Source organism: Pseudomonas sp. H1_D04 (assembly GCF_054683855.1).
Window position 1 is genome coordinate 2,781,265 of record NZ_CP162826.1, and the last position, 19,255, is coordinate 2,800,519.

Annotated in this window: 16 protein-coding genes; 5 read left to right on the forward strand and 11 right to left on the reverse strand. The window is 59.6% G+C overall.

All coding sequences use genetic code 11. The features are described 5' to 3' along the window. Positions 1-50 precede the first annotated feature (50 nt). From AB4N82_RS12760 to AB4N82_RS12805, 10 genes are all read right to left on the reverse strand, one after another. A complete protein-coding gene (locus AB4N82_RS12760; protein ID WP_032883861.1) occupies positions 51-1,616 on the reverse strand; it encodes a SpoVR family protein in 1,566 nt (521 codons plus the stop codon). Then, positions 1,613-2,884 (reverse strand): YeaH/YhbH family protein, encoded by a 1,272-nt coding sequence (locus tag AB4N82_RS12765; protein WP_016977872.1) that lies wholly within the window; start codon positions 2,882-2,884, stop codon positions 1,613-1,615. Before AB4N82_RS12765 ends, AB4N82_RS12760 begins: the two co-directional genes overlap by 4 nt. A 113-nt stretch (positions 2,885-2,997) precedes the next feature. Then, positions 2,998-4,920 carry a PrkA family serine protein kinase gene (locus tag AB4N82_RS12770; RefSeq protein ID WP_003194732.1) on the reverse strand — a complete coding sequence of 641 codons (1,923 nt, stop codon included), beginning with the start codon at positions 4,918-4,920 and terminating at the stop codon, positions 2,998-3,000. Between the two features lie 284 nt (positions 4,921-5,204). Beyond that, entirely contained in the window at positions 5,205-5,534 is a 330-nt protein-coding gene (glpE, locus tag AB4N82_RS12775) for a thiosulfate sulfurtransferase GlpE (RefSeq protein ID WP_032883859.1), read from the reverse strand. 32 nt (positions 5,535-5,566) lie between these two features. Continuing rightward, positions 5,567-6,418: a symmetrical bis(5'-nucleosyl)-tetraphosphatase gene (locus tag AB4N82_RS12780; protein ID WP_122763576.1), complete on the reverse strand. Its 852-nt coding sequence runs from the start codon at positions 6,416-6,418 to the stop codon at positions 5,567-5,569. Beyond that, entirely contained in the window at positions 6,418-6,798 is a 381-nt protein-coding gene (apaG, locus tag AB4N82_RS12785) for a Co2+/Mg2+ efflux protein ApaG (protein WP_032883857.1), read from the reverse strand. The genes AB4N82_RS12780 and apaG overlap by 1 nt, the downstream gene beginning before the upstream one ends. A 103-nt stretch (positions 6,799-6,901) precedes the next feature. Continuing rightward, positions 6,902-7,714, reverse strand: a complete 813-nt coding sequence (gene rsmA, locus AB4N82_RS12790) for a 16S rRNA (adenine(1518)-N(6)/adenine(1519)-N(6))-dimethyltransferase RsmA (protein ID WP_095185041.1) — start codon at positions 7,712-7,714, stop codon at positions 6,902-6,904. Continuing rightward, the gene (pdxA, locus tag AB4N82_RS12795; protein WP_122763575.1) at positions 7,711-8,700 is read right to left on the reverse strand and encodes a 4-hydroxythreonine-4-phosphate dehydrogenase PdxA; all 990 of its coding nucleotides are present in this window, start codon (positions 8,698-8,700) and stop codon (positions 7,711-7,713) included. The genes rsmA and pdxA overlap by 4 nt, the downstream gene beginning before the upstream one ends. Then, positions 8,697-10,037, reverse strand: coding sequence for a peptidylprolyl isomerase (locus tag AB4N82_RS12800; RefSeq protein ID WP_032883854.1), 1,341 nt, complete (start codon positions 10,035-10,037; stop codon positions 8,697-8,699). Before AB4N82_RS12800 ends, pdxA begins: the two co-directional genes overlap by 4 nt. Next, positions 10,012-12,825, reverse strand: coding sequence for an LPS-assembly protein LptD (locus AB4N82_RS12805; RefSeq protein WP_122763574.1), 2,814 nt, complete (start codon positions 12,823-12,825; stop codon positions 10,012-10,014). The genes AB4N82_RS12800 and AB4N82_RS12805 overlap by 26 nt, the downstream gene beginning before the upstream one ends. 130 nt (positions 12,826-12,955) lie before the next feature. Here AB4N82_RS12805 and AB4N82_RS12810 point away from each other — a divergent pair, with 130 nt between their 5' ends. Genes AB4N82_RS12810 through AB4N82_RS12820 form a run of 3 tightly spaced genes read left to right on the forward strand, consistent with a single transcriptional unit; the run spans position 12,956 to position 15,421 of the window. Beyond that, positions 12,956-13,981, forward strand: a complete 1,026-nt coding sequence (locus AB4N82_RS12810) for an aminoglycoside phosphotransferase family protein (protein WP_122763573.1) — start codon at positions 12,956-12,958, stop codon at positions 13,979-13,981. Further along, positions 13,978-14,652, forward strand: a complete 675-nt coding sequence (murU, locus tag AB4N82_RS12815) for an N-acetylmuramate alpha-1-phosphate uridylyltransferase MurU (RefSeq protein ID WP_122681324.1) — start codon at positions 13,978-13,980, stop codon at positions 14,650-14,652. Before AB4N82_RS12810 ends, murU begins: the two co-directional genes overlap by 4 nt. A gap of 1 nt (position 14,653) precedes the next feature. Beyond that, on the forward strand, positions 14,654-15,421 hold the full coding sequence (locus AB4N82_RS12820; RefSeq protein ID WP_122763572.1) for a TerB family tellurite resistance protein: 768 nt from the start codon (positions 14,654-14,656) through the stop codon (positions 15,419-15,421). 78 nt (positions 15,422-15,499) lie between these two features. Here AB4N82_RS12820 and AB4N82_RS12825 read toward each other — a convergent pair whose 3' ends face one another. Next, the gene (locus tag AB4N82_RS12825) at positions 15,500-16,474 is read right to left on the reverse strand and encodes an alpha/beta hydrolase family protein (protein ID WP_122763571.1); all 975 of its coding nucleotides are present in this window, start codon (positions 16,472-16,474) and stop codon (positions 15,500-15,502) included. Between the two features lie 77 nt (positions 16,475-16,551). Here AB4N82_RS12825 and AB4N82_RS12830 point away from each other — a divergent pair, with 77 nt between their 5' ends. Both AB4N82_RS12830 and AB4N82_RS12835 read left to right on the forward strand, forming a co-directional pair. Then, complete coding sequence (locus AB4N82_RS12830; RefSeq protein WP_122756339.1) at positions 16,552-18,546, forward strand: PAS domain-containing sensor histidine kinase; 1,995 nt, start codon at positions 16,552-16,554, stop codon at positions 18,544-18,546. Between the two features lie 18 nt (positions 18,547-18,564). Then, a complete protein-coding gene (locus AB4N82_RS12835) occupies positions 18,565-19,194 on the forward strand; it encodes a response regulator (protein ID WP_032883847.1) in 630 nt (209 codons plus the stop codon). Positions 19,195-19,255: the final 61 nt, after the last annotated feature.

Here is a 19,255-nt window from a genome sequence, read left to right on the forward strand (position 1 = left end):
TTAGCGGCACAGGATACCGCCTGTGCCTGACCAATGGAGGCTTTGCTGTTTCAGAGGTGAACGACGGCCATGTCCAGGCGACCATAGTCGTTATCGTTGTGATCACTGCGCGGTGGTACATGGTGAGTTTTCATCACCTGATCGCCTTGCAGTGTTTCCAGATGGATGTCGAAGCCCCACAACCGGTGTAAGTGCTTGAGTACTTCCTCGGTGGATTCGCCCAGGGGTTTGCGGTCATGTTGCTGGTGACGCAAGGTCAGCGAGCGGTCGCCGCGGACGTCGATGCTGTAGATCTGTACGTTGGGCTCCCGGTTGCCCAGGTTGTACTGCGCGGCCAAGGTTTCACGGATGATGCGGTAGCCGGGCTCATCGTGGATGGCCGGCACCACCAAATCGTCCTTGAGATCGTCATCGAGGATGCTGAACAGCTTGAGGTCGCGTATCACCTGGGGTGACAGGTACTGCAGGATAAAACTCTCGTCCTTGAAGCTGCTCATGGCGAACTTGATGGTGGACAGCCAGTCGCTGCCGGCGATTTCCGGAAACCAGCGGCGGTCCTCTTCGGTCGGGTGTTCGCACATGCGCCGGATGTCGCGGTACATGGCAAAACCCAGAGCGTAAGGGTTGATGCCGCTGTAATACGGGCTGTCGAAGCCAGGCTGAAATACCACACTGGTGTGGGAGGTGAGGAACTCCATCATGAAGCCGTCGGTGACCAAGCCCTCGTCGTACAGGTCGTTCATAAGCGTGTAGTGCCAGAACGTCGCCCAGCCTTCGTTCATCACTTGGGTTTGGCGCTGTGGATAAAAGTACTGGGCGATCTTGCGCACGATGCGCACGATTTCCCGTTGCCATGGTTCCAGCAGTGGGGCGTGTTTTTCCAGGAAATATAGGATGTTTTCCTGAGGTTCGGCGGGGAAGCGCGCATTGTCCTTGTCGCTGTTTTTGTCGGCGCGTTTAGGAATAGTGCGCCACAGGTCGTTGATTTGCTTCTGCAGGTGCTCTTCACGCTCCTTCTGACGCAGGCGTTCTTCCTCGGCGGAAATCGGGTACGGGCGCTTGTATCGGTCGACCCCGTAGTTCATCAGGGCATGACAAGAGTCGAGCAAGTCCTCCACTGCGTCGATCCCGTGGCGCTCCTCACACTGCATGATGTACTGCTTGGCGAACACCAGGTAATCGATGATCGAACTCGCATCGGTCCAGGTGCGGAACAGGTAGTTGCCTTTGAAAAAGCTGTTATGCCCATAGCAAGCGTGGGCCACCACCAATGCCTGCATGCAGATGGTGTTTTCTTCCATTAAGTAGGCGATGCATGGGTCGGAGTTAATCACAATCTCGTAGGCCAGCCCCATCTGGCCACGGGTGTAGGACTTCTCGGTGCTGAGGAAGTGTTTACCGTAGGACCAATGGTGATAACCCAGCGGCATACCGACAGACGCGTAGGCATCCATCATCTGCTCAGCGGTGATCACTTCGATCTGGTTGGGGTATGTGTCCAGAGCATAACCCGCCGCGATCCGACTGATTTCCTTGTCATAGGCTTGGATCAGCTCAAAGGTCCACTCGGAGCCGGTGGAAATGGGTTGGCGCTTAGTCTCTTTTTTGGCGGTCATGTCACTAACCTGCGCTGGAAGAGTTCACGGAAGACCGGATAGATATCGCCGGCCGAGACCAGTTGCTGCTGGGCGAACGTGTCGGCAAAAGCTTCGCCGATGCGCTCATATTCGAACCACAGGGCCTGGTGCTCACGGGGGGTAATTTCAACGTAAGTGTAGTACTGCACGAACGGCATGATCTGGTTGATCAGGATGTCGCGGCAGATGGGCGAATCATCATTCCAGTTGTCGCCGTCAGAGGCTTGAGCGGCGTAGATATTCCATTCGTTGGCCGGGTAGCGCTCGGCCATGATCTCCTGCATCAGCTTCAGGGCGCTGGACACGATGGTGCCGCCGGTTTCCCGCGAGTAGAAGAACTCTTCTTCGTCGACTTCCCGGGCGCTGGTGTGATGGCGGATGAACACTACGTCGATCTTGTCGTAGTTTCGCTTCAGGAACAGGTAGAGCAGGATGAAGAACCGTTTGGCGATGTCCTTGGTGGCCTGGGTCATGGAGCCGGAAACGTCCATCAGGCAAAACATCACCGCCTTGGAACTGGGGTTCGGTTGTTTGACGAGCAGGTTGTATTTCAAGTCGAAGGTGTCGAGGAACGGCACACGATGGATGCGCGCACTGAGTTTCTCGATTTCCGCCTCGATTTCCTGGATATCGCCGAAGTTATCCGGTTCTTCGCGCTTCAAGCGCGCCAACTCTTCCTTGGCCTCTTTCAATTTGGCGCGGCTGCTGCCCGACAGGGCGATACGCCGTGCATGGGCCGAGCGCAGGGTACGGATGATATTGATCCGTGACGGGTTGCCCTCGTTACTGATACCTGCCCGCACGGTCTTGAAGGTGTCGGTACCGGTCAGGTTTCGTTTGACGAGGTTGGGCAATTCCAAGTCCTCGAACATGAATTCGAGGAATTCCTCCTGGGTAATCTGGAACACAAACTCGTCCATGCCTTCGCCAGAATTGCCGGCTTTGCCTGGACCTTTGCCACCACCACCGCCTTGAGGTCGCTGGATATGTTCGCCGGTGGTGAACTCCTTGTTACCAGGGTGCACGACGGTCTGTTTGCCGCCGCGGCCATGGTGCAGGACCGGTTCGTCGATATCCCGTCCGGGAATGCTGATTTGCTCACCATGCTCCATGTCGGTGATGGAGCGGCGGCTGACGGCCTCTTCGACGGCCTTTTTGATGTGGTCACGGTAACGCCGCAGGAAACGCTGGCGGTTTACCGTGCTCTTGTTCTTGCCATTGAGGCGTCGGTCGATCACATAGCTCATGAGGAGCCCTCCGGGCAGCTTCACGTTACAAGCTTCAAGCGGCGAGCTGGAAGCTTAGAGACAAGCGGTCAACTGCCAGGCCCATGACCTGGCAGTGCACGCCTATCGCTGCCTTACTGCGATTTGCGAACCCGCAGATACCACTCGGAGAGCAGTCGTACCTGTTTGTCGGTGTAGCCACGCTCGACCATTCGTGTGACGAAGTCGTTGTGTTTTTGCTGGTCCTCCTTGCTGGCCTTGGCATTGAAGCTGATGACCGGTAGCAGATCCTCGGTGTTGGAGAACATTTTCTTCTCGATGACCACCCGCAGCTTCTCGTAGCTGAGCCAGGTAGGGTTCTTGCCGTTGTTGTTGGCGCGGGCACGCAGTACGAAGTTGACGATCTCGTTGCGGAAATCCTTCGGATTGCTGATGCCAGCGGGTTTCTCGATCTTTTCCAATTCCTCGTTGAGGGCTACGCGGTTGAGGATCTCGCCGGTTTCCGGGTCGCGGTATTCCTGGTCCTGGATCCAGAAGTCCGCATACAGCACGTAGCGGTCGAAAATGTTCTGGCCGTACTCGCTGTAGGACTCCAGGTACGCGGTCTGGATTTCCTTGCCAATAAACTCGATGTAGCGCGGCGCGAGGTACTCCTTGAGGAAGCGCAGGTAGCGTTCGCGGGTCTCCGCCTGGAACTGTTCCTGTTCGATCTGCTGCTCCAGCACATAGAGCAGGTGCACCGGGTTGGCGGCGATCTCGTGCGGGTCGAAGTTGAAGACTTTGGACAGGATCTTGAACGCAAAGCGCGTCGATAGGCCGTTCATGCCTTCATCCACGCCTGCCGTGTCGCGGTATTCCTGGATTGACTTGGCTTTAGGGTCGGTGTCCTTGAGGTTTTCACCGTCGTACACGCGCATCTTAGAGTAGATGTTCGAGTTCTCCGGCTCCTTGAGGCGCGACAGCACGGTGAACTGGGCGAGCATCTTCAGGGTGTCGGGTGCGCAATGGGCCTTCGCCAGGGAGCTGTTGAACAGTAGCTTGTCGTAGATCTTGATCTCATCGCTGACTCGCAGGCAATAAGGCACCTTGACGATGTAGATCCGGTCGATGAAGGCTTCGTTGTTCTTGTTGTTACGGAAGGTGTGCCATTCCGATTCGTTGGAGTGGGCCAGCAGGATCCCGGTGAACGGAATCGCGCCCAAGCCTTCGGTGCTGTTGTAGTTACCTTCCTGGGTCGCGGTAAGCAGTGGGTGCAGCACTTTGATCGGTGCCTTGAACATTTCCACGAATTCCATCAGGCCTTGGTTGGCCCGGCACAGTGCGCCCGAGTAGCTGTAGGCGTCGGCGTCGTTTTGCGGGAATTCTTCGAGTTTGCGGATATCGACCTTGCCCACCAGCGCCGAAATATCCTGGTTGTTCTCATCGCCCGGCTCGGTCTTGGCAACGCCGATCTGGTTGAGGATCGAGGGGTAGAGTTTCACCACGCGGAACTGGCTGATGTCACCGCCAAACTCGGCCAGGCGCTTGGTGGCCCAGGGCGACATGATGGTGTTGAGGTAGCGGCGTGGGATGCCGAAGTCTTCTTCGAGGATCGCGCCATCTTCCGTGGCGTTGAACAGGCCCAGTGGCGACTCGAAGACCGGCGAGCCCTTGATCGCGTAGAAGGGCACTTTCTCGATCAGCTGTTTGAGCTTTTCGGCCAGGGACGATTTACCGCCGCCGACAGGGCCGAGCAGGTAGAGGATCTGTTTCTTCTCTTCCAGGCCTTGGGCGGCATGGCGGAAGTAGGAGACGATCTGATCAATGCATTCTTCCATTCCGTGGAAGTCTTCAAAGGCCGGGTAGCGGCGGATCACCTTGTTGGAGAATATTCGCGACAGGCGCGAATTATTGGCGGTTTCCACCAGCTCCGGCTCACCAATCGCCAATAGCAGGCGCTCGGCGGCAGATGCGTAGGTGCTGCGGTCCTGCTTGCACAGCTCAAGATACTCTTGCAGCGTGAGTTCTTCCTGCTGTGTGGACGCGAAGCGTTGTTGGAAGTGGCTAAAGATACTCATGACGTCGTCACCTCGCTCGATACGTGGAGCCGACGCCGGATCTATCAGTCGATGCTGGCAGTCATTGACGATCGCCAATGGCCGTTTTCCCCCCAGAACACCCTAAACGCTACCGATGACCCGCACGCCGGTGTACCGGCTCTCCCCTGATTCGGATGGCCTGCGCTTAAGGATAGTTCGGAATCTGGGAGGTCAAGGCGTGATACGCAATTAGTTTGCCTGCGCCGTTCGTCAGAAACGGCGCGAGCCCAAGCGTCACGCGGGGTAGCGGGGTTTGAAAATATTTATTGCGAATCGCCCGAAGAAATTTCTGCGGGATAGGTCGTACGCCACAGCTCAAAACCACCGTCCAGGCTGTAGACGTCGGAGAAGCCTTGGCTGATCAGGTAGGCGGCGGCGCTCTGGCTGGAATTGCCGTGGTAGCAGGCCACGATCAGTGGCGCGTCGAGGTCGGCGGCGCGGATGAAGTCGGCGATGTTAACGTTATCCAGATGCTGGGCGCCGGTGATATGGGCTGCCGAGTAAGTAGGCTGGTCGCGGATATCAACCACCACCGCGCCTTGCTCGCGCAGGGCTTGGGCTTGTTCGGGAGGGATACGTTTGAATTCGCTCATGGCGGGCTCCTTGTCTTGGCGGCGCTTAGCGTCTAGCGCTTGGCGGCAGCCGGCAGTGTAATGGGAAGGGGAGATTCACACTGGCAGCTGTGGCGCTCGCCAGTGTCGATGTTCATCAGGGTCATGGCGCCGCCCCACACGCAACCGGTGTCGAGGGCGAATACGCCGGGTTCGTTGCACTTGCCTTCCAGGGCGGCCCAGTGGCCGAAGATGATCTTCGTATCACGGGTCTTGCGTTCCTTATGGGCAAACCACGGCTTGTAGCCGGGCAGGGCGGTGTCGGCACCTTCTTTGCTCTTGAGGTCCAGCTTGCCCTCGGCGGTACAGAAGCGCATGCGTGTGAAGTAGTTGGTGATCACCCGCAGGCGGGCGACGCCCGTCAGGTCGTTATCCCACTTCACCGGTTCGTTGCCGTACATGCCGTCCAGGTAGGTGGTGTACAGGCTGTCATCGGCCAAGGCACTTTCGACTTCGGCTGCGCACTTAAGGGCTTTCTTCAGCGTCCATTGCGGCGGGATACCCGCATGCACGAGGGCCATGTTGCGGCCTTCGTCGTAATGCACGATCTTTTGCCGGCGCAGCCAGTCGAGCAGCTCGGCTCGGTCGGGCGCTTCGAGAATTTCCCGCAGGGTGTCGCCCTTTTTCAGGCGCTCGATATTATTGCCGGCCGCCAACAAGTGCAGGTCATGGTTGCCCAGCACGCACACCAGGGAATCACGCAGGCTATATAAGTAGCGCAGGGTTTCCAGGGACTCAGGGCCGCGATTGACCAGATCACCGACTAACCAAAGCCGATCATTGGCCGGGTCGAAGGCCACGCGCTCAAGCAGGCACTTGAGCGGCCCCAGGCAGCCTTGCAGGTCGCCGACTGCGTAGGTCGCCATCAGTGCAGGGCTCCCGGTACGGCAAGGCGAAATGGCTTGATGATGGCGTCGAACAGTTGGCCATCGGTGGCTTTCATCTGATACGAGCCTTGCATGGTGCCGACCTTGGAGGTCATCACCGTGCCGCTGCTGTAGGTGTGGCTGGCGCCAATGTCGATCAGCGGTTGCTGGCCAACCACGCCTGCGCCGCGCACTTCTTCCACTTGGCCGTCACCGTCGGTGATTACCCAATGGCGTGATAGCAACTTGGCCGGCACCTGCCCGTTGTTCTTCACCGTGATGGTGTAGGCAAAGGCAAAGCGGTTCTGTTCAGGTTGCGATTGGTCCGCCAGGAAGCGGGTCACGACGCTGACGTCGATCTGGTAGCGAGGATCGGACATGCAAGAGGCCTTAAAAGCAAAAGCGGAGGACAGCAGATGCGGATCAGTCTAGGCCAAGAGGTGGGCACTAGGCCAGACATGTGTCTGGCCATGGCTGGGTGCTTCAGTCGACTGCTGGAGCAGGCTGGATGGCAAGCTGGTCTGCCAGGCGCACGAACGCGGCCAGGTCCAGTTGCTCGGGACGCAGGCTACCGTCGACGCCGGCGGCTTCGATTTCAGCTTGGCTCAATAGGGCCTTGAGCGTGTTGCGAAGGGTCTTGCGGCGTTGGTTGAACGCTTCGCGCACGACACGTTCCAGCAACTTGTGGTCCTTGGCCGGGTGGGGCAGAACGGCATGCGGTACCAGGCGCACAATGGCCGAGTCGACCTTTGGCGGCGGGTTGAATGCACCCGGACCCACGTTGAACAGGTGTTCAACGCGGCAGTGGTACTGAACCATGATCGACAGACGGCCCCAATCACCACCACCTGGGCCTGCGGCCAGGCGTTCCACCACTTCTTTCTGCAGCATGAAGTGCATGTCGCGGATGATCCCGGCGTTGTTCAGCAGGTGGAAAATCAGCGGTGTGGAGATGTTGTACGGCAGGTTACCGACCACGCGCAGGCTGTTAGGCGCGGCGTTGAGGGAGTTGAAGTCGAACTTCAGTGCATCGCCCTGGTGCAGGTTGAAGTTGGATTTTCCGGCGAACTGCTGGTTGAGGATAGGGATCAGATCCTTGTCCAGTTCAACCACGTCCAGCTGGCCACCGCTGGCCAGCAGGCCTTGGGTCAATGCGCCCTGGCCTGGGCCGATTTCCAGCAGGCGGTCTTCGGGCTTGGCATGGATGGAGCGCAGGATGCGGTCGATCACGCCAGCGTCGTGCAGGAAGTTTTGCCCGAAGCGCTTGCGCGCCCGGTGTTGGTAATGCTCAGTCATATACGGGTCTCGGCCATCTGATAGGCGGTTTCCAGGGCCACGTGCAGGCTGCCGGTATCGATCTTGCCGCTGCCCGCCAAGTCCAGGGCAGTGCCATGGTCGACGGAGGTGCGGATGATCGGCAGGCCCAGTGTCACGTTGACGGCGGCGCCGAAGCCTTTGTATTTCAGCACCGGCAGCCCCTGGTCATGGTACATCGCCAACACTGCGTCGCAGTGCTCCAGATATTTGGGGGTAAACAGAGTGTCTGCTGGCAGTGGGCCACGCAGGTCCATGCCTTCTTGGCGCAGACGCTCCAGGGTTGGTTCGATGATGTCGATTTCTTCATGGCCCAAGTGCCCGCCTTCACCTGCATGGGGGTTGAGCCCACAGACCAGGATACGCGGTTGAGCGATGCCGAATTTTTGCTGCAGGTCGGCGTGCAGGATGCGCGTGACGCGCTCCACGCGTTCGGCGGTGATGGCGTCTGCGACGTCACGCAGCGGCAGGTGCGTAGTCACCAGGGCGACACGCAGGCCGCGTGTGGCCAACATCATCACGACTTGTTCAGTGTGTGTCAGTTCGGCGAGGAATTCGGTGTGGCCGGAAAAGGCGATGCCGGATTCGTTGATCACGCCCTTGTGGACCGGTGCGGTGATCATGCCGGCGAAATCACCGTCGATGCAGCCTTGCCCCGCACGAGTCAGCGTTTCGAGCACAAACGCCGCATTGGCCTTGTCCAGTCGCCCTGCAACCACCTTGGCCTGCAGCGGGGTGTCCCACACATAGAGGCTGCCCGCGGGCGCCGGCAGGTCAGGCCAGTTGCCCGGCGCCACGTCCAGCAGGTTGATAGCCACACTCAGTTGCGCGGCCCGCTCAAGGAGCAGGTCGCGGCTGGTAATGGCAATCAGAGGGTATGGCTGAGGCTGCGAGGCGAGCAGCAGGCAAAGGTCTGGACCAATGCCGGCCGGCTCGCCGGGTGTTACCGCGAAACGCTGTGGTTTCACTGGGCTGCCTGGTCGGTGCCTGTTTGCTCGGCGCCTGGCAGCTTGTTTTCCACGTAGGCTTCGTCACGGATCTGACGCAACCAGGTTTGCAGCTCTTCGTCGTACTTGCGGTTACGCAGTACGTTCAGCGCTTGTTGCTCGCGGGCCTGGCTGGTGTTGTCAGTGGCGCGGCGGCCAAGGACTTCCAGTACATGCCAGCCATATTGGGTCTTGAACGGCTTGGACAGTACGCCTTGCGGAGTATCGGCCATTACCTGTTGGAACTCGGGCACCAGCGCTTTCGGATCGATCCAATTCAGGTCGCCGCCGTTGAGGGCTGAACCTGGGTCTTCCGAGAAGCTCTTGGCCAAGGTGGCGAAGTCTTCACCGCTTTCGATGCGGTCATAGATCTTCTGGGCCAGCTCCTTGGTTTGCGCCTCGGTACGGATTTCGCTTGGTTTGACCAGGATATGACGAACATGAACCTCGTCTTTCAGCGAGGTCTCGCCACCGCGACGTTCCAGCAACTTCAGGATAATGAAGCCACCTGGGGTGCGGGCTGGCTGGGTGATACCGCCCACTTCCATGGCACTCAGTTCACGGTCGAACGGAGGTGGCAGTTGAGCGGCTTTACGCCAGCCCATATCGCCGCCTTCGAGGGCGTTGTCGCTGCCGGACTGGGCAATGGCCATCTGAGCAAAGTCAGCACCGCCTTTCAGGCGATCATAGATAGCTTGGGTTTTCGCCGCTGCCGCATTCAGTTGCTCGGAGTTGGCACTGTCTGGGGTCGGGATCAGGATATTGGCCAGGTGCAGTTCTTCGGAAAGCTGCATCTTGCCCAAGTCGGAGGCCAGGAAGTTCTTCACTTCCTGCTCGGACACCTGCACTCGCTCGGCAACGCGACGCTGACGCACACGGCTGATGATCATCTCGCGGCGGATCTGGTCGCGGGCGTCTTCGTACGAAAGACCGTCGCGGGCCAGGGCTGAGCGGAACTGGTCGATGCTCATGTTATTGCGTTGAGCGATGGTGCCGACGGCCTGGTTCAGCTCTTCGTCCGAAATACGAATACCGGAACGATCACCGATCTGCAGTTGCAGGTTTTCGACGATCAAGCGTTCAAGTACCTGTTGGTCCAGGACGCTGGTAGGCGGTACACCACCGCCACGCTTGGCGATGGTTTGCTGAACTTCCTTGACCCGTTGGTCCAGTTGGCTCTGCATGATCACGTCGTTATCGACGATGGCCACTACCTTATCCAGCTGTTGAACCGCAGCGTGTGCCGATGCGGTCCCCAGGAACAGTGCGCCCAGCACTAGCGGGCGCAGACAATCAGAAAGCTTGGTCTTCACGTTCACGATAACCTTCAATGCCTTTGTCGAGGAAGCTCTCTACCTTGGCGCCGGTCAGGCCGCCGAGTCCTTTGAGGACGATCTGCAGGAAGAGCCCGTGGTCACCCTTTTCGTTCAGCGGGGCGATCTGGCTGTATTCGTCGTTGGAAACCCAGTAACGGTTGATGACGCGCAGTTTCCAGCAGCAGTTGTCGTACTCGAAACCACCAAAGGCTTCCAGGGTACGGTTGCGTGCGTAGTCATACTGCCAGCGGGTGATCAGGTTCCACTGAGGAATGATCGGCCACATCATCGAGAAGTCGTGTTGTTGGATTTTGTAGTAATCCTTCACGTAGTTCGGGTCGCCTGGCTGACCGTAGTCGCCACCGAACTGCCACTTACCGGTCAACTGGTTGTAGACAACCTGGTCGTTACGATAGCGGTAACCAACGTTGATGATCTTGTTGGGGTTGTCTTCCGGCTGGTAGTGAAGCATCGCGCTGCCGGAGCGAGGGCTGTGCTCCTCGGTGTCCCAGTTGTAGTTGGCCGTGGCGCGCCAGTCGCGGTTGAAGCGGAACTCGTAGTCCAGGGCAACCGGAGAGACGTCGGACTGTGCATCGGCACGGTCTGCGGCGAGGATGCCTGGCAGTTGAACTTCACGATCCTTGAAGTACACCGCCTGGCCCACGGCTACACGTTGACGTTCGAAGCCGTTTTCTTCGATCCAGCGGCTGGTCAAGCCAAGGGACAGCTTGTTTTCGTCGCCGATACGGTCGGCCCCGCTGAAGCGGTTGTCGCGGAACAGCGAAGAGTAGCTGAACGACGATTCGCTGGTGTCAAACACCGGAATATCGCTTTGGTCCTTGTTCGGCACGTACAGGTAGAACGCGCGCGGTTCAAGGGTCTGGCGATAGTCTTTGCCGAACCAGTTGGTATTGCGATCGAAGTACAGGCCGCTGTCGACGCTGGCTACAGGAATTGCGCGGTCCTGGGAGCTTTTGAACGTGCCGCCAGCGTATCGGGTGCCGTTATTCGCTGCCAATGTTTGTGCAGCGATGATGTCGTTCTTGCCTTTGTTGTCTAGGTCAAGATCGTACTTGGTGTAGACGTACTTGAGCTTCGGCGTCACAAAGCCGTAGGTCCAGTTCATCGGGTATGAAACGGCTGGCGCTACGTTCAGGCGAGTACCGTTTGCACGGGTCAGGCCGTTGACGTAAGTGTCCAGGCGACGCTCGGAATCACCGTTTTCATTGATAAAGTTGCCGCTTTCCAGGCTGCGTTCAAACCGAACTGCTTCGGTTTCGTAGCTGAAGTTCAACCCGCCTGGGTGGTATGGCAGCTGACCATTGAAGGTGATCTGTGGCAGTCGGTCATACGGTGTGATCTGGGAGATCGTGGCCAGCTGGTAAGCCTGGACATTCAAGCGCGCCTGGTAGGAGTCGCCGCGATAACTCACGGAGCCCTGCTGGTTGACGTAGTCCCGGCTCTCGACACCTTCCTGATAGGACTTGAGGTCCTGGAAGTAATAAGGGTCGCTGATTTTGGTGTAGTCGACCTGGGTCAGTACACGCGAATCCAACCCGCCTTTATGCTGCCAATTGAGCATGTAGCGGGTTTTTTCGTAATCGGTCTGCAGTTTGCGTTCGTCGTTGTCGTCGTTGAGGTACGCGCCGCCGAACTGGCCTTCGCTGGACTTGGTGAGGTAGCGGAATTCGCCTTCCATCATCATGCCGCGCTTGGTCATGTATTGCGGGTACAACGTGGCGTCGTAGTTCGGCGCCAGGTTGAAGTAGTACGGCGTAACCAGGGTGAAGCCGGTTTCGCTGCCGGTGCTGAAGCTCGGCGGCAGGAAGCCGGACTGACGACGGTCGTCGATCGGGAAATAGATGTAAGGGGTGTACAGGATCGGGATGTTCTTGATCCGCAACGTCGCGTTGGTGGCCGTACCGAAACCGGTGGCTGGGTTCAACGTGATGTTGTTGCCTCGAAGCTGCCAGGCGTTGCTGTCCGGCTCGCAGGTGGTGTACGTACCGTCCTTGAGACGGATGATCGCGTTTTCGGCGCGCTTGGCGTACAGCGCGTTACCGCGGATACGCGACTTGTGCAGCACGTATTCGGCGTTGTCGATCTGGGCCGCGCCGGTGTCCAACTGAACCTGGGCGTGGTCGCCGACGATCAGTGCACCGTTGTCACGCAGTCGTACGTTGCCGTTCAGCTCGCCGCGGCTTTCGGCCTGGTACAGGCTGGCTTCTTCGGCTTCAAGCTGCATGCTGCCCTGGCGCATGACGACGTCACCTGCCAGGGTCGCGACTTGTTGTTCCTGCTCGTAACGAGAGGCCTTGGCACCGATGAAGGTGGGCGCATCGCTCTTGTTCGTCTTGTCGTTCATGCCAGGACGAGTCGGCTCGATGTACGCACCGCCGCAATAAGGACCGGTTTCGGCCAACTGGGCTGCGGTCAACTTTTCGCGAGGTACCCAGTCCAAGTGGCTGTAGTCGGCGCTGCGTGAGCGCAGGCCACGGCCCTTGGATTCTGTGACCAGTGCGGTCTTGGGTTCGGCCGCGGCAGTGCCACCAGCTTCGGCCTGCGCCGTGCTGTTGGCCGAGCTGACGGCAGCGCCGTCATGCACCGGGCGCGGTGGCAATGGGGCTGCGGCGGTTTTCGGCGCGCAATCCCAGGCACCCGAAGCAGAGACTGAGCAGTCATACTGTTCCGCGGCGACCACGAATGAGGTGGCGAAGGGTTGCATGGCCAGCAGACTGCCGGTTACCAGCAACGGAAATTTTCTACGAAACGCGGGGGATTTCAATGCCATCTTATTAGTCCGGGCTTCCTGCGTGCCATCTGCCCGCGGTTTGGGCCGCACGCCTCTCGATGGTCTGAAAAAGATGCGTGATAATAAAGCATGACCCGCTTGACGGCTAGCGCCGTCGGAGACCCTTGTAATGCCTGAGCAAGATCTACGTTTACAACAGCTGGAAGTCTGGCTGGATGAGCAGTTGCCGATCCTTTTCAACGCTCAAGACTGGGGCTCCGTACCCCCGGCCACACTGACTGCGGCCAGCAGCGACGCGAGTTTCAGGCGTTACTTCCGTTGGGAGGGTGGCGGCCGGACTTTCGTGGTGATGGACGCTCCACCCCCCCAGGAAAACTGCAAACCCTTCGTCGATATCGCCCATTTACTGGCGAAGTCGGGCATAAATGTTCCAAAAATTTATGCAGAAGATCTGTCGCGCGGCTTTCTTTTGCTCAATGACCTGGGCAGAAAAACCTACCTGGACGTGATTGACGAGCAAAACGCCGATCAGCTGTTTGCCGACGCCATCGACGCCTTGCTGGCATTCCAGCAGTTGCCGATGGACGCACCACTGCCCAGTTATGACGTTGCCTTGTTGCGCCGCGAGCTGGAACTCTTTCCCGAGTGGTACGTACGGCGCCATTTGGGTGTCGAGTTGGATACAGAACAACAAGCCCTCTGGCAGCGTGTCAGCGACCGGCTGATCGACAGCGCCTTGGCGCAGCCGAAAGTGCTGGTGCATCGCGACTATATGCCGCGCAACTTGATGATCAGCGAGCCGAACCCCGGCGTGCTGGATTTCCAGGACGCGGTCTACGGCCCGGTCACTTATGACATTACCTGCCTGTTCAAGGACGCTTTCCTCAGTTGGCCCCAGGCGCGCGTACGCGATTGGCAGCGCGGTTATTGGGAGCGTGCGGGCCAAGCGGGCATCCCGGTGCAACCGGATTTTGATGACTTCCTGCGTGCCAGCGACCTGATGGGTGTGCAGCGCCACCTCAAGGTCATTGGCATCTTCGCGCGTATTTGCCATCGCGACGGCAAGCCGCGCTACCTGGCCGACGTGCCGCGCTTCTTTGCTTATATAGAAGCAGTGCTCGCCGATCGCCCGGAGTTGAGCGAATTGGCTGAGCTGCTGACCAGTCTGCGCCAGCCCGCTGAGGCCAGCGTATGAAGGCCATGATCCTGGCCGCCGGCAAAGGTGAGCGGATGCGTCCGCTAACCTTGCACACGCCCAAGCCGCTGGTGCAGGCCGGCGGCAAGCGTCTGATCGAATACCACCTGGAGGCGCTGGCCAAGGCCGGCTTCACCGATATCGTGATCAACCACGCCTGGCTCGGCCAGCAGATCGAGAGCTATTTGGGCGATGGTGCGCAGTTTGGCGTACGCATCCGTTACTCCCCGGAGGGCGAACCGCTGGAAACCGGCGGTGGGATTTTCCAGGCGTTGCCGTTGCTGGGGGACGAGCCTTTTCTGGTGGTCAATGGCGATATCTGGACTGACTACGACTTTACCCAACTCAAGCAACCGCTCAGCGGCCTGGCTCACCTAGTGATGGTCGACAACCCAGCGCATCATCCCTCGGGCGGTGATTTCTTCCTTGATGAGGGTCTGCTTCATGATGCGGCGCCCGGTGCCGATAACCTGACCTTCAGTGGCATTTCAGTGCTCGACCCCCAGTTGTTCGCGGGTTGCAGTGCCGGTGCCTTCAAGCTGGCGCCGCTGCTGCGTGCGGCGATGGCCAAGGGTCAGGTAACGGGGGAACACATGGCGGGACGCTGGATTGATGTCGGCACGCTGGAGCGCTTGGCGCAAGTCGAAACCCTGCTGACAGCGGGGCAGTAGCATGTTGTGGCCAGGGACGCTGATCGGCGCCGGGGCTGGCTTTGCCATTGCCAGTATTCCGGGGGCCTTGTTGGGTGCATTGTTGGGGCAGGCGTTGGACCGCCGAATGCAACTGCGCAGTTGGGCTCAGTTGCGCGAGCGCATGGGCGGCCGCCCGGTGCTGCGCAATGATGAGTTGTTGTTTGTATTGCTCGGGCGCCTGGCCAAAAGCAACGGGCGCGTGGTGGACGGTCATATCCAGCAGGCGCGTCAGGAGATGCGCTCGCTGGACATGACCGAGTCCGCCCAGCGCCGCGCGATTGCGGCGTTCAATCGCGGTAAGTCGGGCTCCGACCGTATGCGCAGTTATCTGCGCGTGCTCAAGGCTCAGCCCCATGCGGCGGAAGGTGTGTTGCGCGCCTGTTGGCGGATGGTGTGGGCGGACGGCAAGGCGGATGATGCCGAGTGCGACCTGATCAACCTGTGGGGCAAGTGGTTGGGCTGGACGCCGCAGCAGCTTCAGGCCTTGGCGGCGGACTACACGCCTGAGCGCAAGCCGCTGGTCAATCGAGGCACGACCTATCAGGAAGCGTTGCGACTGCTCGGCGTCACCGCTACCACCGAGCCGTCGGTCATCAAACGTGCCTATCGCCGCCTGCTGAGCCGTCACCATCCGGACAAGGTGGCCGGTAGTGGCGCCAGTCTCGCGCAAGTGCGTGAGGCGACCGAGCGAACCCGTGAATTACACAATGCTTACTCGTTGATTCGCGAGCGCCGGGATTTTCGCTAGATGCCGCTCTTTCACGGATAACCACATTCCGATGTGGGAGAGGAGCAAGCCCCTCCCACATTGTTTTTGTGCTGTTCTTCAGTCGGCGCTGGCCTGCGGGCTCAACCACCCGCGAATCCTGCGATACAACTGCTCCTGCTCGGCTGCGCTATTGCCGGGCACGGTTTTCAATGACACCTGCTTATAGCCATCATTCTTCAATCGCTTGGCAGCCTGCGCACGGGCCTGAGCGTTTTTGCTTGCCTGCGCGTTGTCTTGATAGAAGACATCGGCAGTCGGCAGTTTCAGGCCGGGCGCCAGTTGCTGCACGTCCGGATGGCGTCCGTTAGGCGTCTGCGCCGCGACCATCACAAATTTCTGCACCTGGGACGGTTGTTTCTCGGTGAGATAACGCGCGGCCCACCAGGCGCCTGTGCCATGACCCAGCAGCACCACACTGCGTGCGTTCTGGGTCTGGGCGAAGGCCACGGCAGCGTCGATGCGGTCGAAGATGCGCGAGGCGTCGGTCTTGTCCTGCTCGTCGGCGCCCGGCACCACTGACGGATCGGTGCCCTCGGCTTCGGCGCTGGCGGCTTGTTCGATCGGTTTGTCGGCGGTGCTCGCTTCTTTGCTGCTGGTGTCGACAGTGGCTTTGGGTGCTTCCATAACGCGCGGCGGCAGGGTATCTACGCTCACATCCGGCAATGACAGGCTGAGGCTGCCCCAATTGGCGTCGGGAAATTTGCGCCGCAACGGGCCGATTGCTTGCGGCCAGTCAGCACTTTCACCGCTGCCCGGTACGATAATCACCACACCTTCGGGTTCGGCGCTGTTGGCCGGTTTCCACAGGGCGAGGAATGAGTCGCTGCCAGCCTGCAATTGTTGCTGTTCCTGCTGAGGGATGGTGCGCTCCAGCGCGGTGGCGTCTTCCTGGCTGCGCTCAAGCAGAGGCTGGCGCTCGACGGGTTTTTCGTCGGCCGGCGCGGGGGCGTCGGCGGCCTGTACAGAAAAGGCACTGGTAAACAGCAGCGACAGGCACAATGCTGGCAGTGCCGAACGGTTTCGATAGGGCATCGTAGATTTCCGGCCAGAAGAGATTCCAGCAGCCTAATGGGTTGGTCAGTTTTTGTCAGTGATGTGAGACGTGGATCATGGGTTTTCGCTGTCTGCTGGTTATCGGCTGTTTGTGCGTCGCCTTGATGGCGAACGCCTCCCCTACGCCTGCCGCCCCGCAGGCGCAGCTCAATGCGCAGCAGCGCGAATGGCTGGCCCAGCACCCGGAGTTGCGGGTGGGCGTAGTGCTGCAGTTGCCTTACGCGCAATACGACCGTCGCTTGCAGCGCTTGTCCGGGGCCAATGTGGAGTTGATGCAGTGGCTGGCCAAGGCGCTGAATGTCGAGCTGACCTGGCGCAATTTCCCCAACCAGGAGCAACTGGAAGCCGCCGTCCGCGACGACGAAGTGGACATTGCCCCCGGCCTGCAACAAACCCCAGCCGGTTTGCGCCTGTGGTTATTCAGCGACCCATATATGCGTGTGCCCCAGCATATCGTTGGCATCCGCGAGGGCGGCGGCGCGGTTGAGCTGGAAAAACTGGACGATCAATCCCGCGTCGCCGTGCGCATGCCCAGTGCCGTGGCCGATTACCTGCGCAGCACTTATCCCAACCTCAATCTGCAAGGTGTGCCCATTGAGCGCCAGGCCTTGCAGTTGTTGGTCAGCCAGCAAGCGCGTTATGCCGTGGTAGATGAAGCGCAATTAAGCCGATTATCCGGCGAGGCCGAGTTCGCCGGTTTGGCGGTGGTGGGGGACATCGGTCTGCCGCAATTGTTGCGGGTGGCCACACGGCGCGATTGGCCCGAACTGGCGGGCATCATGGAAAGTGCCTTGGGCGCTATCCCCGCCCGCGACCTTGACCAACTGCATAGCCGCTGGCTGCAACCCAAATACCCACGGTTATCGGAGTCGCCTGGGTTGTGGCAGAACCTCAGCCTGTTACTGAGCCTGCTGCTGCTCGCCAGTTTAGCGACCGTGTTCTGGCAGCGCCGCCAGCAACGTGTGTTGGAGCATGGCCTGCTGGCCGCCCGTGAAGAAAGCGCCGCCCGCGCTGCCGGTGCCGAAGCGCTGCGGTTGACACAGTTTTCCATCGACCAAAGCACCGTCGGCATCCTGTGGGTCAACTGGGACAGCCATGTGCGCTACGCCAACCACGCCGCCGAAAGCATGCTCGGTTATGCTCCTGGCGCACTGATCGAGCGGCCGCTGGTTGACCTCGACCCGACCCTGGACATGGACCGCTGGCTCAATTTGTGGAAGCGCGCACGGGCCAGCGAAGAGGGACCACAGAACTTCGCCACCGATTGTTTGCGCGCCGACGGCAGCATCTTGCCGGCCAACGTGTCCTTGAGCTTTTTGCGGTTTGCCGAGGCTGAGTACTTGGTGGTTTACCTGAACGACGTCACCGAGTTGCGCCGCACGCTGGCCGCGTTGATGCAAAGCGAAGCGCAACTACGCGAACTGTCGGCCCACCTGGAAACCGTGCGCGAGGAAGAAAAAGCCCGCATCGCCCGGGAAGTGCATGACGAACTCGGTCAGATGCTCACCGTGCTTAAGTTGGAAACGTCCATGTGCGAGCTGGCTTATGCGCAACTGGACCCTGGCCTGCACGAGCGCTTGAACAGCATGAAGCGCCTGATTGCTCAACTGTTCCAACTGGTGCGGGACGTCGCGACGGCGCTGCGCCCACCGATTCTCGATGCTGGCATTGCCTCCGCAGTTGAATGGCAAGCCCGTCGTTTTGAAGCGCGCACGCAGATTCCCTGTCTGGTTCAGGTGCCGGATAACCTGCCGACCCTGAGCGACGCCAAGGCCATCGGCCTGTTTCGTATCCTGCAGGAGGCGCTGACCAACGTGATGCGCCATGCCCAGGCGCATACTGTGGAGCTGACGCTGGCCATAGAAGGCTCGGATTTGCGGTTGACCATCAGCGACGACGGCGTAGGTTTCGTCCAGCCTGAAGGGCGTGCGGTATCGTTTGGCCTGGTCGGTATGCGCGAGCGGGTGCTGATCATGGGCGGGCAATTGAGCCTGCACAGCGAGTTGGGGGAGGGCACCACCCTGAGTGTGACGGTGCCGCTGGATGCATAACGCCAAGAGGAAGTCCCTGTGATCCGTGTACTGGTAGCCGAAGACCACACCATCGTTCGTGAAGGCATCAAACAACTGATCGGCCTGGCCAAAGACCTGCTGGTGGTGGGGGAGGCTAGCAATGGCGAGCAGTTGCTGGAGACGTTGCGCCACGTGCCGTGCGAGGTAGTGTTGCTGGACATCTCGATGCCCGGCGTCAACGGCCTGGAAGCGATTGCGCGCATCCGTGCGTTGAGCAACCCACCGGCGATCCTGGTGCTGTCGATGCACGACGAAGCACAAATGGCCGCCCGTGCCCTGAAAGTCGGTGCCGCCGGTTACGCCACCAAGGACAGCGACCCGGCGCTGTTGCTGACGGCGATCCGCAAAGTCGCGGCCGGCGGGCGTTATATAGACCCGGACCTGGCCGACCGTATGGTGTTTGAAGTCGGTCTGACCGACGCCCGGCCATTGCATTCGTTGCTGTCGGAACGGGAGTTCTCGGTGTTCGAACGCTTGGCGCAGGGCGCCAACGTCAATGACATCGCCCAGCAACTGGCGCTGAGCAGCAAGACCATCAGCACTCACAAGGCGCGATTGATGCAAAAGCTCAATATCACCTCCCTGGCTGAGCTGGTGAAGTACGCCATGGAACACAAGCTGTTGTGATGACATGCCTGTTTGCGACCTGCTTCAAACCCCGCTGACGCCATTCCCGGCGCTTCGCACT